This is a genomic window from Dyadobacter chenhuakuii (genome assembly GCF_023821985.2).
Classification (GTDB): Bacteria; Bacteroidota; Bacteroidia; order Cytophagales; family Spirosomataceae; genus Dyadobacter; species Dyadobacter chenhuakuii.
In genome coordinates, this window is the sequence record NZ_CP098805.1 from 1,216,381 (window position 1) to 1,231,685 (window position 15,305).

Below are 15,305 nucleotides of genomic sequence, written 5' to 3' on the forward strand. Positions count from 1 at the left end.
CTAAAATGAACATTCAATTAGAAAATGATCTGTTGCATCTGGAAGAGATTTTGGAAAATGTGAAGAATAGAAGTCTGGACTTTCTCACGCAACTCAATGACCTTCCTACCTATATTAAAGATCAGCAAGCCGATGCCGACACCTTGGGAATAAATGGGTTAGGCGTTGAGAAAAGCCTGGAACGGTTCAAAGAAAAATATCAGAAACTGATGGTAGCAAGTTCGGGGCCGAGATTTTGGGGCTTCGTTACCGGAGGTGCAACCCCAGCTGCCATTGCGGGTGACTGGCTCACATCTGTTTTTGATCAAAACACACAGAGCACGAGCGGAACAGGCGATGTTTCTGCGATTGTGGAAAAGCAAACGATCCGTTTGTTATGCCAGCTGTTCAACTTGCCTGAGGATTTCAACGGCGGTTTTGTCACGGGTGCGACCATGTCCAATTTCACGGGCCTTGCTGTGGGCAGGCAGTGGGCTGGTAAGAAATTGGGGATTGATATCTCCAAAGAAGGAATGTCGTCTGGCCTTGTTGTAATGGCCGCAACGCCGCATTCTTCGGTGATCAAATCGATTGCTATGCTGGGATTTGGCAGCAATAATCTGGTGAAGGTCAATGCACTGTCGGGCCGGGAGGCGATGGACATTTCGGATCTGGAAGCGAAATTAAATGAGAATAAAGGAAAACCGGTCATCCTGAATTGCAGCGCCGGAACCGTTAACACCGTCGACTTTGACGACATTAATGCGATTGTAGCATTGAAGAAAAAGTACGATTTCTGGCTGCACATTGATGCTGCTTTTGGCGGTTTCGTGGCTTGTTCTCCTGCGCACAATCATTTGCTCAAAGGCTGGGAGCAGGCCGATAGCATTACCATTGATTGTCACAAATGGATGAATGTGCCTTACGACAGTGCCGTGATCCTTGTGCGAAAAGAACATGATCGATTGCAGGTGGAGACTTTCCAGAATAGTAATGCACCGTATTTGGGAGACACTTTCGAGAATTTTTCTTACCTGAATCGTTTGCCCGAAAACTCGCGCCGGTTCCGTGCTTTACCCGCATGGTTTTCGCTGACGGCTTACGGACGGGACGGATTTCAGTGGATCGTGGAAAACAGCATTGCTCGCGCAAATGAGCTGGGTAATTACATTATAGGAAGCGAACTTTTCGAGCTGGCAGCGCCCGTAAGGCTTAATGTGGTCAGTTTCCGCCTGAAAAAATCGAATGAGGTGGCTGGTTTCCTGGAAAAACTGAACCAGAATGGTAAGGTCTTTATGACCCCGACAATGTTAGATGGCAAGAGCGCAGTACGTGCAGCATTTGTTAATTACCGGACCACTTCCGCCGACATTGCCATAGCAGTCAAAGAAATGGAAGCAGCTTATCATTCTCTGCTACAACCAGACTAGTAAACTGCCAGCTTGCGAACAACGCTCCGGCCATTCACGGTGACCTTCAATAAATAGGTCCCGGCAGCAACATTATCCGGCAAGAAGGGCGCGGGCGATTCTGTTAGGGTAATTGTTTTCTCAACCAGGATCCTTCCGGAAACGTCCATCAATTGCATTTCGGCTTTCAATGAAGCTCTTTCGGAAAGCTTGACCTGCATTTGCCGAGCCGAGGAAGGGTTAGGAATCACTTCTATGTCGAACGGTTTTGCATTGGGATTTACAGCAAGAATGATCTCTTGCAAACGAATGCTCGTAATGCGTGAATAGGAAATCCGGCCATCGAGCGCCACCATTTTAAGGCTGTAATAAATCGACTGGTTCAGATCAAGTTTTGGGCTTTGCTCGTCTTTGAAAATATAATTCTTGATGGTGGTAGAAGTAGGCCCGCCGGCCACGCGGCCTACTTCCGCCCATTTGAGATCATCCTGTGCTCGCTCGATCAGAAAATGTGAAAACGCATTTTCAAACTCGGTCGCCCAGGACAGGGTAACCACGTTCGCAGCGTCCGCTTCGCGTGAAAAACTAATGAGCTTAACGGGGTCGGCAAGCGTTACTTTAACATGAAATACATCAGTAATGCAATTCTGGGCATCCTTTACACTATAATCCGTTGTCTTATCCGGAGTAACGGTTATGGAGGATGTTTTGGCACCGTTGTTCCAAACGTATTCGCCTATGAAAGAAGATTTTAATTCGATGCTTTCGCCGGCATCAACTTCAATGGTCGTCTCATTGTTTACATCTTTCTCAATAGTGAATTGGTCATAAATTATTCCGTCAACGCCTATCCACTTGGCGTCGAGGCGGTTTCCTTCCACTTCCAGCACCATGCCGCCCGAGCGTTCTGCATCCGAATAATACATGGCTTTGTGGGGAAAACCGGCGGCCTTCGATCCCAGCTGTCCGGCCGAGCCCGAAACCACATATACGGTGCCCTTATTGATCCCCGATTTCTTTAAATAAGGACAAGATTCTTGTGACCCGTCGTATCGGCCAGAGGAATTGCTGACGTTATGTTTTGCCGGATCGAATGTGTCCGCTTTGTCATAATGTCCCTCCATAAGCCGCGAGCGCTCGTATACGTGGCTATGTCCGCAAAGGATAAGATCAACGCCGTTCCTTTCCAGGATGCCGATGAAATTTTCACGGATTTTAATCATATCAAGTTCGGTTTCCGAATTGCGCGAGCCCTGGGAATAGGGTGGGTGATGCCAGTATGCAACGATCCAATCCTTGTTCTGATTAGCCGCCAGGTCCTTTTTAATCCACTGGACCTGCCTGCCGAGTGTGTCATACAAGCGCGTCGCCTGGTCTTCTTTTCCATAAGAATCGAGGGACAGAAAATGCACATTGCCGTAATCGTAGGAATAGAAAGCCTCCGTTTCGGATGCTACACCGCCTGCTTCACCTTGTGTGGGCAATGTGAAAATGTCGTAATAGGGAACATTATGATCCTTCTGGCGGTCCGAATTGTCGTTGTTGTAATCGTGGTTTCCCGGAGTGGGGAAAACCGGGTTCTTTTTCAGGAAGTTGCTTTTGTAATGATTAAAAAAATTGGATTGATACTCGGCATCTTTTCCAAAAGCGTATGCATTATCGCCGAGCAGCAGCAGCGCGTTCATGTAATTTTGCCCCAGATAACTGGAAATCCTTTCACGCACCATGTCCTGCGTGGCTGAATTTGTCCCGCAGTCGCCCAGCACCCCGAATCTGTATTTTCCTTTTGTACCTGGTTCTGGCGCAGTTTCGAAATAGTTGTCTTCACCGCCTTCGAGGGTCTCGGTCCCAGAACCAATCGCATAATAATAGCGAGTGGCCGGATCCAGTTCCGACAATTTTACTTCGTGCTCCGTTTCTTTTGCGGCAAGGTTAACCAGCATGGTCAATGCAGCATATGAGGTGCCATAGCGAACCGTACTCGTGGTCGCTATGTCCGTGCGCCAGCGTATGACCATGCTGGTGGACGTGGCCGATTGCAGGTAAGGTCCACGCAGCAACGCGGTCTGCGCCTGCACACATGGCACTATGTAAATGAGTACAATGAGGAGTAAATATTTCTTCATATTTTGTCGGTTAGGGCATGCATAAAAGCGATAATGTCTTGTTTCTCCTGATCTGTGAGATTGAGCGGAAGCTTTGAAAGTGTTTGCTTGGGAATGTCCAGCCCGAGCCCTGCGCCGCCGCCTTGGTCGTAAAAATCAATTACTTTTTCGAGCGATGTAAATGCCCCATTGTGCATGTAGGGGCCGGTTACCGCAGCGTTCCTGACCGTCGGTGTTTTAAATGCGGCTTCGTAATAAGGAGTCGCGCGGATATCCATGCGACCATTATCCGGGTCTTTTTTCGGCTTCAAAAAATCGTCTGTGGCTGTTGTGCCGATGATTTCGAATTCTGTCAGTGCGTAGAATGGTGGGATAAGGCCATTGAACAGCGGCGCGAAGTGGCAGGTCCCGCATTGGGCCTTACCCATAAACAAATTGAATCCGCTGATCTGGGAGTCGGTCATGGCTTGCCGGTTTCCTGCTATATATTGGTCAAAATCAGATGCATAGGGATTTAATGTTTTGATAAATTCCGCCAGTGCTGAAAAAATCTGCTGCTCATCCTGCTTCTTTTTGCTTGTGTTTGGAAAAGCCTTTTTAAACACAAGTTTGTACGACTTGTCTTTGAGCAACATTCGCATGCTCCCCGCCGGACTCGCATTCATTTCGGAAGAATCGCGCATTACGGCTTCAATTTGCGCTTCCAGTGTTTTCGCGCGTCCGTCCCAGAACTGGTTATGCTGCGCTGCTGCATAAAATAGTGAAGGGGCATTTCTTTTTACGACTGCATGCGCCTTAATGCCCATGCTTTTTGGAAGGCCATCTGTAAAATAGTTGGCAGGATTGTGACAGGATGCGCAGCTTTTGGAACTGTTGCCGGACAGCCGTGTTTCAAAAAACAGCTTTTTCCCAAGCGCAGCCCGCTTTGAAGATAAACCTTCATCTCGCACCGAAGCGGCCGGTTGCAACGCCCCGGGGCTCAACATATGCGGCGCATCATAGCGTAACATCCCCGGCGCTGCCGTGTCCAGGCCCATTTCGCGGATCATCAGGTTCAAATGCTTTTGGAGCGGCAGCGCATTCCCGGTTAGGAATTTTAGCCGGTCAAATGAATCGAATTCTTCATTAACGCGGAGGAAGCGGACCGAACTTTCAAGATAATGCCTCACGCTGTCCTGCTTGCTGTGGTCCAGGTAAGGTTTCAATGTGAGGGAAATTGTTTCCATGGCAGACGCAGATTCCCATATGCCGCTCTTCAACTGGGGTGCGTCAAAACCTGTTATGCCGAGTGCGATAATGCGGATTAGTTCAAGCCGGACGGCGGCAAGCAATTGCTTGTCAGTAGTTTCAAATTTATATAGTAATGCGTGCAGGTCATTCGCTGCATTGGTCAGCAACGCCGCCTGAACCAGCAATTCTTTCTTGGAATCGGTTGTAATGCTGTCAAATAAAATAGCCTCCATATACTGCATACCGGCCGGTTCCATGTATTCCAGATGGGGTTCTTCAATTTCGTTTTTGGGTGCGCGGTTGTAAATCCGGGATGAAGTGTAGAAAAAATGTTCGAGAAAATATTCGATCCGTTTGTAAGCCAACCTGCTGTATATCAATTTAGTCTTGACATTGGCAATTGTTTCAGGCGCACCGGGGACCATATCCTCAACAGCTTGTTTGAGATCTGCCAGGCTTGATGCATAAGATTTGGAATCGACCCTGAACCGCGCAATGCTTTGCTCCACACCTATTTTACCAGACGCTGTTCTTCGGTTGAAAGCAAGTATCAGAAGGGACGCAAGAAGCAGGAGGGTAAAGGTTTTGGGCATCGGCAACGGGTTCAGTTTGCTCATATAATATTACAGAAAAAATCAGTTTTTCCCGCTATCCCGGGCTGTATTGCGTATAGTTGAACACGTTCCGCTTTATGACCGGGCGATTTTCCAGCAAAGCTTCTGGCATAGTAATTTATGTTACGGGCACATTCTGGTTCGTTTTAGTATCTGGATTTTTACAGAAAAAGAAAGCGGATCGCACATTCATCAACATTCACATTTGTATAATGATCGATACCCCAATCAGCAACGATTTTTCCGCAAAACAGTTGCAGCACCTGACCCTGGCGGGAGATGAGGAGCAGGATTCGCTCCCCAGGAACCTGCTTTGCTTTTCTCATCTCAGATGGGATTTTGTTTACCAACGTCCACAGCATTTGCTCACGCGGTTTTCAGACATTGCTGCGGTTTACTTTTTGGAAGAGCCGATATTCGGTAAAACCGATGTTCCATATCTAACTTTTTCCCAGCGCCTTCCGGAACTCTGGGTCTGCGTGCCGCACCTGGCCGACGGTCTTACCAAGGACGAGGTGAACGCGCAGCTGCGGGAACTGATCCGGGTATTTTTCATCAATAAAAAGCTTGACGAATTCATCTTCTGGTATTACACACCCATGGCGCTTGAATTTTCATCGCATCTGTCTCCGGGGCTTACCGTATACGATTGCATGGACGAGCTTTCGGCATTCAAGTTTGCGCCTGAATCCTTGAAAAGCCTGGAAAAGGAACTGATGACGCGGGCAGATGTTGTTTTCACGGGAGGTCATTCTCTGTTTGAATCCAAACGCCATCAGCACGCAAACATTTATCCGTTCCCGAGCAGCATTGATAAAAAGCATTTCGGACAGGCAAGAAAACGAAACTATGAGCCAGCCGATCAGGCGAAAATTAAAGGAAAAAAGATTGGTTTCTATGGCGTGATCGACGAGCGTTTTGACATTGATCTCATTCGCGACATCGCCGCAGAACGGCCCGACTGGAACATTATCCTCATCGGTCCCGTAGTGAAAATTGACCCGGCTACATTGCCGCGTCAGGCTAACATTCATTATCTGGGAGCGAGATCTTATGAGCAGTTACCCGCTTATCTATCCGGATGGGACGTCGCATTGGTGCCATTCATGCTGAACGAATCCACGAAGTTCATCAGCCCGACAAAAACACCTGAATATCTGTGCGCCGGAAAGCCGGTTGTATCCACACCCATCCGCGATGTCGTAAATCCATATGGAACCAAAAACCTGGTGTCTATTGGTAACAATAGCAAGGAGTTCGTGGAAGCGATTGCGTACTGGATTGCTATGCAGGATAAAAAGGAATGGCTAGGAAATGTTGACAAGTTTTTGAGCACAATCTCCTGGGATCTTACCTGCGCCGATATGATCGATAATATGTCATCCGTTCACCAGGACAGGAAAGTTGTTAAGATTGGTCGGCAGTGAGAGACTATATTGTTAAATTGCCGGGAAGATAATGTCCGATCTATTTTTGCATGCAGACAACTTTCCCGCGGCTTGACATTGGCCCGCTATCTGAGTATAAGGAGAATGATGTAATGATCAGCCGGTTTGAGGATTACCTGGCAGAGCACCAGAACCTGGTGTTCCCGCACCGGCATGGCTTTTACCATCTGGTCCTCTTTACGAAGGGCGGGGGCTTTTATACCATTGATTTCAACCACTTTGAAGTAAACCCGTTACAGATCTATTTCATGACACCGGGTCAGGTGCATTCCTGGCATTTTGAGGGCGAAATGGAAGGATTTGTCGTGAATTTTTCCGAGGCTTTTTTCCGTTCGTTCCTGCTAAAACCTGATTATCTGGAATCTTTTTCGTTTTTTGACGGGGACAGCAACAATAGCGTCATCACCGTTCCGTATGATATTCAGAAGAATGTTGTGGGACTATTTGAAGACCTGTTGTTGCAGGTAAAGAAGGCCAAATTCCGGGAAGATATCATCAGGGTTTTACTGCTGCACATTTTCCTTCTGCTCGAACAGGGCCAGGCGCAAGAGAAAAAGCAAGAGGTCAAAAACCAGCAGAATCCTTTGATCAAAAACTTTCAAAAACTTGTTGAGAAAAACTTCATCAAGATCAGGCAGCCGGGTGAATATGCTGAAATGCTGCATGTTACGCCCAATCACCTGAATGCGCTGAGCAAGGAACATTTAAGCCTGCAAGCAGGGGCGGTCATCCGGAACCGCATTGCGCTGGAAGCGAAGCGATTATTGATCAATCTGGATTTTACAGTGTCCGAGATTGCCTACAAGCTTAATTTTAATGACAACTCTTATTTTTCCCGCTTTTTTAAAAAAGAAACCGGTATGACCCCGGAAGCATTCCGGGCTGAGTCTGCCAACCACTCCGTTAAACCTTAGCGCTTAACGGTTTCCTGATTCGCTGGCTTGATAAATAAAGCCAGCCACGAACGCCGCGCCAACCGGTAAAAATAGGGCGTCAGGATGATCAATACGGGAATGATCGACATTAAAAAGTAGTCCAGATACTCCTCGAAAAAGTTGACGAAGATCAGGAAATAGATCACCATAAAGGCTACGTAAAAAGAGTAGCTCATGTACAGCGCACCCTGGTAAAAGCCGGGCTCGGGAACCAGGTTTTCGCCACAATGCGGGCAGTGCTTATTCATTTTGTCAAAGTTTTTAAGGTTATAGGCGCTTTTGGAAATAAAAAAATCGCCCACACCGCATCTAGGACATTTATTGAAAAGGACGCTATATAGTTTATTTGGCTTTGCCATGGTGTTGAAGTTTTGGATTAACACAAATTACGCGAGAAATCAGCTCAGAAAGAAAGACTGATGGTATGTTTTGTGGTACAGATCAACGATCGCCTATAAAACCCGTGCCAATTTTTCCGGACACCCCGGCCGACCTCAGTGCAAGGTGTTAATGAAATGTGCCATTTGTGCAATGTCGCACACGTGGTCAATTACGGCGTGCGCCAAGGCATAGTTCGGCATGTACGGCATCTGGGCTGTTTCCGGGTTTTGAACGAGGGTAATTCCCCCTGTTTTCTTCACAGCTAAGAGACCTTTTGTCCCATCCTCATTAGCACCCGACAGTAACAATGCAGCCAGTGAAGAACCATATACTTCCGCCGCAGATTCAAATGTAACGTCTATGCTGGGCCGACTGAAATTGACCTTTTCTGAATAGTCCAGTGAAAAAGTCTCACCCTTTTCGATCAGCAGATGGTAATCCGCCGGCGCGAGGTATATATGCCCTGGCAGGATCACGTCTTTGTCGTCTACTTCATGGGTACGCAATGCAGTTTTTGTAGATAGCAACTCAGAAAGTGATGAGTCTGCCGAATGGCGGCGGTGGAGCACCACAATGATGGCGAACGGAAGGGTTTTGTTCAACAACGGAAGCAGATGGAAGAGCACCTGCAAGCTTCCGGCAGATCCTCCGATCAGCAGCGCCTTAACAGGTTTTTTTACATCACTTTCTTCCATATTTTTTCCCGGTTAAGCTGCTTATACTTGTTTTGTATCACCGAAAATTTTAATGTTTCCTTTGTTCCCAATGCGAGATAACCCAGTGTTCCCAGGCTGGCATCGAAGAGCTTCAAAACCCTGTCTTGCAGGTCTTTGTCAAAGTAAATGAGCACATTCCGGCATAATATCAGGTCAAACTCATTAAAAGAGCTGTCGGAGACCAGGTTATGCGTGGAAATAATGATTTTTTCAGACAGTTCTTTGTCGAATTTCGCCTGTCCGTAATTGGCTGTGTAATATTCCGAAAAGTCTTTCAGGCCGCCCGATTCAATGTAACTTTCCGAATATTGCTTCATCTGGTGCATTGGGAAAATCCCTTTCCGCACTTTTTCCAGCACGCTGGGATTAAGATCGGTCGCATATAGCAGCGATTTCCGCAACAGTCCGGCTTCTTTCAGCAAAATAGCCATTGAAAATACTTCCTCACCAGTGGAACAGCCTGCATGCCACACTCTTATGAAGGGCTTCGTGCCCAGAACCGGCAAAATGTCTTCCCGTAACGACTTGTAGAAAGTGGGGTCGCGAAACATCTCGGTCACATTCACCGTAATTTCTTCAACAAACCTTTTCAGGTAGTTTTCATCCGTCCTGACCTTGTATCGAAATTCGGCGAAACTCGGAAATTTGTCAATTGAGACAAGCCGCACAATGCGTCTTTTCAGGGACGCCCTGGAATAGCTCGTAAAGTCGTAGCCATAGATGTCCAATAAGTCTGTCAGCAGTATCTCAACTTCCTCGTCCTCAATCATTTCGTCTAAATGTCTTTTAAAACCTGCAATAATCTGTCGACGTTGATCGGTTTGGAGATATAATCGTCCGCACCAGCTTTGAGGCATTTCTCGCGGTCGCCTACCATGGCTTGCGCGGTCACTGCGTACACAGGCGTATTTCTTCTGCTTTCTATGTTCTTAATCAATGGGATAGCTTCATAACCATCCATTTCGGGCATCATCATATCAATCAGGATCGCATCGACAGGTTCATTTGTCCTAAGCAATTCTAATGCCTCGGCAGCGCCCGTGCAGGAAATGCAATCGTAGGATTTGGATTTCAATGTGGCTTTCAGGGCGAATATGTTCCTGGAATCATCATCGATAATCAGCACTTTTTTCTTATTCATATGGAAGGTCATTTTCTTTGGATCCGGATCTTACGCCATTTTCCAGGTTCAGGATTTTTCATACAGCCACACGCGCAGCAGTGACATCAGCTGGTCAATGTCCACAGGCTTGGTAATGTAGTCGGACGCGCCGGCATTAATGCATTTTTCGCGGTCACCTGTCATTGCTTTGGCTGTTACGGCAATCACCGGCAGGTTGCGCCACTGGTAATTCTCCCGGATACGTCTGGCGGTTTCATAGCCATCCATCTGCGGCATCATCATGTCCAGCAGCACCACGTCCACGTCCGGGTTTTCTTCCAGCCGCTGCAATGCTTCTTTTCCGTCAAGTGCGGTTAACACATTCATTTTATAGTTTTCCAAAGATTTGGAAAGCGAGAAGATATTCCGCACATCGTCGTCGGCAATAAGCACCGTTTTACCTTGCAGGATTTCACTGAGGCCGCCCAGTTTCTGCCTGTCCGAAGCTTTTTGCGGAGCTTTTTTACTCTCTTCAACCACATGCAGGAAAAGCGAAACTTCGTCCAGCATCCGCTGGTAGGAGTGGGCAGTCTTCACCACGATGGAATCCGCATATTGCTTGATACGCAGCTCTTCGGTCATCGAAAGGCTTTTTCCCGTAAAAACTATAATCGGGATATGTTCGAAGCTTGGATTCATTTTCGCCATTTCCAGCATTTCGTAAGCTTTCTTGTCGGGTATGCCCATATCCAGGATCACGCAGTCGACCTCATTGTTTTGCAAAGCCTGCAACCCTTCGTCAATGTCGCTTTTCAGTTGGGAATTAATGTTGAAAGAGGACAAATAATAAGCAAGCGCTTTCGCATGCATGGAATTATCTTCCACGATAAGCACTTTCTTGCTCCGCTTACTGACTACAAACTCAATCTTTTTAAAGATCTCTTCCATCTTCTCGAAGGCAACCGGCTTGTCAATGAAGTCCACGGCGCCTTTCAGCAGGCTTTCATTTTTCATGCGGTGCGATGACATAATGTGCACCGGGATGTGCCTTGTTTCCGGCTTGGATTTCAATTCGTCCATGACCTCCCAGCCGCTCAGGATAGGAAGCTGAATGTCGAGCAAAATACCCATCGGTTTGAAGGTTTGTGCCAGTTCCAGCCCCTCATCTCCGCGAACGGCCACGATTCCTTTATAGCCTTGCTTCCGGGTATAATCGAGCAGCGACTTGGCAAACATGGTGTCATCTTCCACGATCAAGATTGTTTTGTCGGTGGCCTGAATGTTGTCGCGGTCGTCGGCAATGCTGGCCGGGATTACCGTGCTGATGAAACGTGCATCGTTTCCTTCCGGCTTCGTCTTTAATGCTTCTTCGCTGTGGTTCAGGAAATACGTTTTTGGCTCGCTGCTGTTTCCGGCAAAAGCTTTTGCAACAGGAATGGAGAGGGTGAAAACGCTGCCTTCATTTAATTTGCTTGATAGTTCAATCTCACCACCCAGCAGTTTAACAAGCTCACGACTGATGGACAGCCCCAGTCCGGTTCCGCCGTACTTTCTTTTTGTAGAACCGTCGGCTTGCTGGAATGCTTCGAAGATGTGCAGTTGCTTCTCCGGCGCCACGCCTATGCCCGTATCTGTTACCGCAAAGCTGAGCATATTCTCCGAGCCGGATTTGCGCTTGATATCAATGCGGACAGAACCCTGTGAAGTGAATTTCAATGCATTGGAAATCAAATTTTTAAGTATTTGTTCCAAACGCATCTTATCCGTTTCGATCACCAGGGGAACACCGTTTTCAATGTCAACCACGAAATCAAGTCCTTTTTCCCGCGCAACCGGGGCGAACAAACCTTTCAGATCGTCCACAATTTCCTTTACCGTAACATTAACATAGTCCAGCTCCATTTTGCCAGCCTCAATTTTAGAAAGGTCCAGGATCTCGTCGATCAGCCCGAGCAATCCGTTTCCGGAAGATTGGATCACAGTTGCGTATTCCACTTGTTCAGTGCTCAGGTTTTTCTCGTCATTTTCGGACAATAACCGGCTCAGTAGTAAAATAGAGTTTAGCGGTGTGCGCAGCTCATGGGACATATTGGCCAGGAATTCGGACTTATAGCGTGTCGTCAATTCCAGTTCCTCGGCCTTCTTTTGTATCTCTGCATTTTTTTCTTCCAGCAGTCCGCTGCGTTCTTCCAGTTCTTCGTTGGTTTGTTGCAGTTCTTCCTGCTGCACGCGCAGCTCTTCTTCGGATGCCTGCAATTTCTGCGACTGTGCTTCGAGCTCGGCATTCAGATTTTCCAGCTCATTATGCTGCGTTTGCAATTCCTCGGACTGGGCCTGTGTCTCTTCCAGGAAGTTCTGCAATCTCAGGTAATCCAATGCTGAGTTGACGCCCGTAGCAATGGATTCCAAACTGCCTTCCAAAAACTGGATTTCAAGCTTGTCCGGTTTCGAAAGAAAGGCCAATTCTATCACCCCAATGCATTCATAGGCGTAAATAAGCGGCAGGATCGCAAGCGCAGCTGGCTTGGTTTCGCCGAGCGTTGACGTTACTTTCAGGTAATTTTCGGGTACATCATATACCACGATTGGCTTCTTACTATGGATCACCTGCCCGGCGAGCCCTGATCCGGGAGTGATGGTTTCCGGCGCATTCTCCGTGGCATAACTGCTTGCTAATTTGAAATTCCAGTCGTTATCCTGGATATAGATAGTTCCGAGGTGTGCTTTGGAATAACGCGTAATGGTTTCGATGAGGTTCGCCGCCAGTTTTTTCAAAATTCGCTCGCCGCGGATCGCATCGCTGATCTCCACCATTCCGGTTTGCATCCAGTTCCTGGTGTTAAGATCATTGAATGTCTGTTCGAGGGAAGCGGTCATTTTATTCAGCGCTGCTGAGATGCGGCCAATGTCATCATCACTTTCATCCTGAGATCTTACAGCATAATCTCCTTCCGAAACCTGCCTTGTAATCTGTTCGATCCGGTTGATCCTGCGTTCTGTGGTTCTGTATTTTTCTTCTTCCAAAAGCTGCTGAGCAAGTCTCTTGTCCATATCGTTCTTGATGCGCATGTATGCAAACACCGTGATCAGGATCGAGATCAATGCGGCCACAACGAGCAGGATAGGCGTGTATTGAATGTAGATCTGCTGTTGTTCCAGTCGGGTCTGGAGAATTTTATTTTCTTCGGATTTAATGCGCTCTGTGGTCAGCCGCAGGTCGTCCATGATCTTTTTTCCTTTGACCATTTCGCGCAGCCGACCGCTCTGATCATCTGCAAAGTTGCTATTCCGGCGTGTCTGGTCAATAATGTATTGCATTTGCCCGAATTTGGCTTCATACAATGCTTTTATTTCCCGCAGGTTTTTTTGTTGCGCCGGGTTGTCGGCGGTTAGCTCGCTAAGGTTGTTGTAGCTGTTGGTTGTTTTTGCATACGCATCATTATAAGGGTCCAGGAATGTTGCGTCTGAGGTGATCAGATATCCTCGCTGGCCCGTTTCCGCATCCTTAACGAAAGAGATAATGGATTCGGCTTCTATGAGGACCTGGTTGGTGTGGTTAACCAGTTCTGAATTATTGATAAGCTTCTGAGTGCTGTAATAGGAGGCCAAAAGGCTGAATATAAGCAGCAGAATGGAAAAGGAGAATACAATTTGTAATTGCTGAATTATCGAGTTAGAGGTTTTTTTCATCTGCGCTTATAGCTGATTTTTCAGTTTTGATTTCGTTTAGTGCCTGCTCCTGGACGAGGGGCAGTATGAGAATAAATTGGGCGCCGCGGTTCTCCGCACTTCTTGCTGAGATGACGCCATTGTGCTTGTCCATAATTTTTTTGGCAATCGCCAGCCCGATACCCGTCCCTTCATAGCTGTTCATATTGTTGAGCCGCTGGAAAATGACGAATATCCTGTCCAGAAATTTCTCGTCGAAGCCGATGCCGTTATCTTCGATCACGATTTTACAATATTGCCCTTCATAGTGCTCAGCTGCGTCCACGTGCTTGTCGGCAATGATCGTGGATGTCACGTTTATGACCGGCGGAATTCCTTCTTTGGAAAATTTGAGCGCATTACTGATCAGGTTTTGGAAAACCTGCCGAATCTGGCTCGGTATGGTATCGATGATGGGCAGCTTGCTGATCCTTATCTCTGCTTGCTTGTTCAGGATGATCTCGTCGAAGTCGGAAAGCAAATCGTCCAGTAAGGAATTGAGGTCCGTAGGCTGGAAGTGGGCTTTAACCGAAAGCCTGGAATAATCAAGCAGGTCACTGATCAGGCGGGACATTCTGGCCGACGAGCTGATGGACCGGTTGAGATAAGAAACGGCCTCCGCATTTTCATTCAGATACTTATCTTTTACCAAATGGCTGAAAGTCTGTATTTTACGCAATGGCTCTTTCAAGTCATGTGAAACAACCCAGGCAAATTGTTGCAGCTCGTGATTGGTCGTTTCGAGTTCCGAATTTTTGTCAAGCAGCTCCTTCGTCCGGACTTCTACTTTGTGTTCAAGCAGCTCATTCGCCATTTTTTGCTGGTGAATGTCTGTAAATGTGCCTACCCAGCGGATGGTTATCCCGTTTTGAAGAATCGGGATGATTTTGATCAGAAAATATTTGTATTCCTGCGTTTCTAAATGTCTTAACCTTGCTTCGCCGGTAAATTCCTGTCCGTTCCTGAATGATGTTTCCCAGCGCTCATACAGGTTGTCCTCGGGATGCGATTCGGGAAATACGTTTGCATCCGCTGAAACCTGAAACCAGTGTTCATTTACAAATTCTATTTTTCCATCCACACCAATGGTGAATGCGATCTGCGGAAGCGATTCAAGTATAACCCGCAACTCCTCCATTCTCCCGGCGAGTTCTTCCTGGGCTTTTTTTCTTATTTCAATTTCATATTGAAGTGAGTGCTGAATTGCTTTCAGCTCCTGCTGCTGTTCATAAAGTTTGTAGAAAGTCTTTACTTTAAGCAGCAAAATGTCCGCATCCACGGGCTTGGTAAGATAATCAATACCACCGGAGGAATAACCTTTGGTAATAAATTTCTTCTCTTTGTTAACAGCAGAAAGGAAAATGATGGGTGTATCCTTAGCTTTCCCGAAACCCGAAATTGCCTCGGCAACCTCAAAGCCGTCCATGCCGGGCATCTGGACGTCCATAATGATCACAGAATAGCTGTTTTTCAGTATTTTTTTTAACGCCTCTTCTCCTGACTCTGCACTATCCGTTTTGAAATCGTGCAGTTCCAGGATTTTTTTAAGTGGAAGTATATTTTCGGGCCTGTCGTCGACAATCAGAATCATAATATGGGTAAAAAACTATCCATTCAAATCCTTGCTAATGTCAGCTGTGAAGTGATCTAGTATCCTTAAATTAAACCTGCATGTGTA

The 15,305-nt window shown here is 47.0% G+C and carries 11 protein-coding genes; 3 read left to right on the forward strand and 8 right to left on the reverse strand.

All coding sequences use genetic code 11. From position 1 onward, the window contains the following. The first annotated feature begins 5 nt into the window (after positions 1-5). A complete protein-coding gene (locus tag NFI80_RS05030) occupies positions 6-1,409 on the forward strand; it encodes a pyridoxal phosphate-dependent decarboxylase family protein (RefSeq protein WP_235164678.1) in 1,404 nt (467 codons plus the stop codon). Here the strand turns inward: NFI80_RS05030 and NFI80_RS05035 are convergent. Beyond that, positions 1,406-3,514, reverse strand: coding sequence for a metallophosphoesterase (locus tag NFI80_RS05035; protein WP_235164677.1), 2,109 nt, complete (start codon positions 3,512-3,514; stop codon positions 1,406-1,408). The genes NFI80_RS05030 and NFI80_RS05035 overlap by 4 nt on opposite strands. Next, complete coding sequence (locus NFI80_RS05040; protein ID WP_235164676.1) at positions 3,511-5,340, reverse strand: cytochrome-c peroxidase; 1,830 nt, start codon at positions 5,338-5,340, stop codon at positions 3,511-3,513. The genes NFI80_RS05035 and NFI80_RS05040 overlap by 4 nt, the downstream gene beginning before the upstream one ends. A 209-nt stretch (positions 5,341-5,549) precedes the next feature. On the opposite strand from NFI80_RS05040, the gene NFI80_RS05045 reads away from it, so the two are divergent. Together NFI80_RS05045 and NFI80_RS05050 are read left to right on the forward strand one after the other, a co-directional pair. Beyond that, positions 5,550-6,764: a glycosyltransferase family 1 protein gene (locus tag NFI80_RS05045; protein ID WP_235164675.1), complete on the forward strand. Its 1,215-nt coding sequence runs from the start codon at positions 5,550-5,552 to the stop codon at positions 6,762-6,764. Between the two features lie 50 nt (positions 6,765-6,814). Next, positions 6,815-7,699 carry an AraC family transcriptional regulator gene (locus NFI80_RS05050; protein ID WP_235164674.1) on the forward strand — a complete coding sequence of 295 codons (885 nt, stop codon included), beginning with the start codon at positions 6,815-6,817 and terminating at the stop codon, positions 7,697-7,699. Here NFI80_RS05050 and NFI80_RS05055 read toward each other — a convergent pair. From NFI80_RS05055 to NFI80_RS05080, 6 genes are all read right to left on the reverse strand, one after another. Then, a complete protein-coding gene (locus NFI80_RS05055) occupies positions 7,696-8,079 on the reverse strand; it encodes a DUF983 domain-containing protein (RefSeq protein ID WP_026632884.1) in 384 nt (127 codons plus the stop codon). The genes NFI80_RS05050 and NFI80_RS05055 overlap by 4 nt on opposite strands. Before the next feature lie 135 nt (positions 8,080-8,214). After that, positions 8,215-8,796, reverse strand: a complete 582-nt coding sequence (locus NFI80_RS05060; RefSeq protein ID WP_235164673.1) for a chemotaxis protein CheB — start codon at positions 8,794-8,796, stop codon at positions 8,215-8,217. Continuing rightward, positions 8,778-9,587, reverse strand: coding sequence for a CheR family methyltransferase (locus NFI80_RS05065; RefSeq protein ID WP_235160738.1), 810 nt, complete (start codon positions 9,585-9,587; stop codon positions 8,778-8,780). The genes NFI80_RS05060 and NFI80_RS05065 overlap by 19 nt, the downstream gene beginning before the upstream one ends. A gap of 5 nt (positions 9,588-9,592) precedes the next feature. Next, positions 9,593-9,958, reverse strand: a complete 366-nt coding sequence (locus NFI80_RS05070) for a response regulator (protein WP_233798071.1) — start codon at positions 9,956-9,958, stop codon at positions 9,593-9,595. Positions 9,959-10,006: 48 nt separating this feature from the next. Continuing rightward, entirely contained in the window at positions 10,007-13,609 is a 3,603-nt protein-coding gene (locus NFI80_RS05075; protein ID WP_235164672.1) for a response regulator, read from the reverse strand. Beyond that, positions 13,593-15,218, reverse strand: a complete 1,626-nt coding sequence (locus NFI80_RS05080) for a hybrid sensor histidine kinase/response regulator (protein ID WP_235164671.1) — start codon at positions 15,216-15,218, stop codon at positions 13,593-13,595. The genes NFI80_RS05075 and NFI80_RS05080 overlap by 17 nt, the downstream gene beginning before the upstream one ends. Between the last annotated feature and the right edge of the window lie 87 nt (positions 15,219-15,305).

Excerpts from the sequence above, each read along its gene's own strand:
- NFI80_RS05065 (WP_235160738.1), bottom strand. The coding sequence starts at position 9,587 with ATGATTGAGGACGAGGAAGTTGAGATACTGCTGACAGACTTATTGGAC.
- NFI80_RS05080 (WP_235164671.1), bottom strand. The coding sequence starts at position 15,218 with ATGATTCTGATTGTCGACGACAGGCCCGAAAATATACTTCCACTTAAA.
- NFI80_RS05075 (WP_235164672.1), bottom strand. The coding sequence starts at position 13,609 with ATGAAAAAAACCTCTAACTCGATAATTCAGCAATTACAAATTGTATTC.
- NFI80_RS05045 (WP_235164675.1), top strand. The coding sequence starts at position 5,550 with ATGATCGATACCCCAATCAGCAACGATTTTTCCGCAAAACAGTTGCAG.
- NFI80_RS05030 (WP_235164678.1), top strand. The coding sequence starts at position 6 with ATGAACATTCAATTAGAAAATGATCTGTTGCATCTGGAAGAGATTTTG.
- NFI80_RS05035 (WP_235164677.1), bottom strand. The coding sequence starts at position 3,514 with ATGAAGAAATATTTACTCCTCATTGTACTCATTTACATAGTGCCATGT.
- NFI80_RS05070 (WP_233798071.1), bottom strand. The coding sequence starts at position 9,958 with ATGAATAAGAAAAAAGTGCTGATTATCGATGATGATTCCAGGAACATA.
- NFI80_RS05055 (WP_026632884.1), bottom strand. The coding sequence starts at position 8,079 with ATGGCAAAGCCAAATAAACTATATAGCGTCCTTTTCAATAAATGTCCT.
- NFI80_RS05040 (WP_235164676.1), bottom strand. The coding sequence starts at position 5,340 with ATGAGCAAACTGAACCCGTTGCCGATGCCCAAAACCTTTACCCTCCTG.
- NFI80_RS05060 (WP_235164673.1), bottom strand. The coding sequence starts at position 8,796 with ATGGAAGAAAGTGATGTAAAAAAACCTGTTAAGGCGCTGCTGATCGGA.
- NFI80_RS05050 (WP_235164674.1), top strand. The coding sequence starts at position 6,815 with ATGCAGACAACTTTCCCGCGGCTTGACATTGGCCCGCTATCTGAGTAT.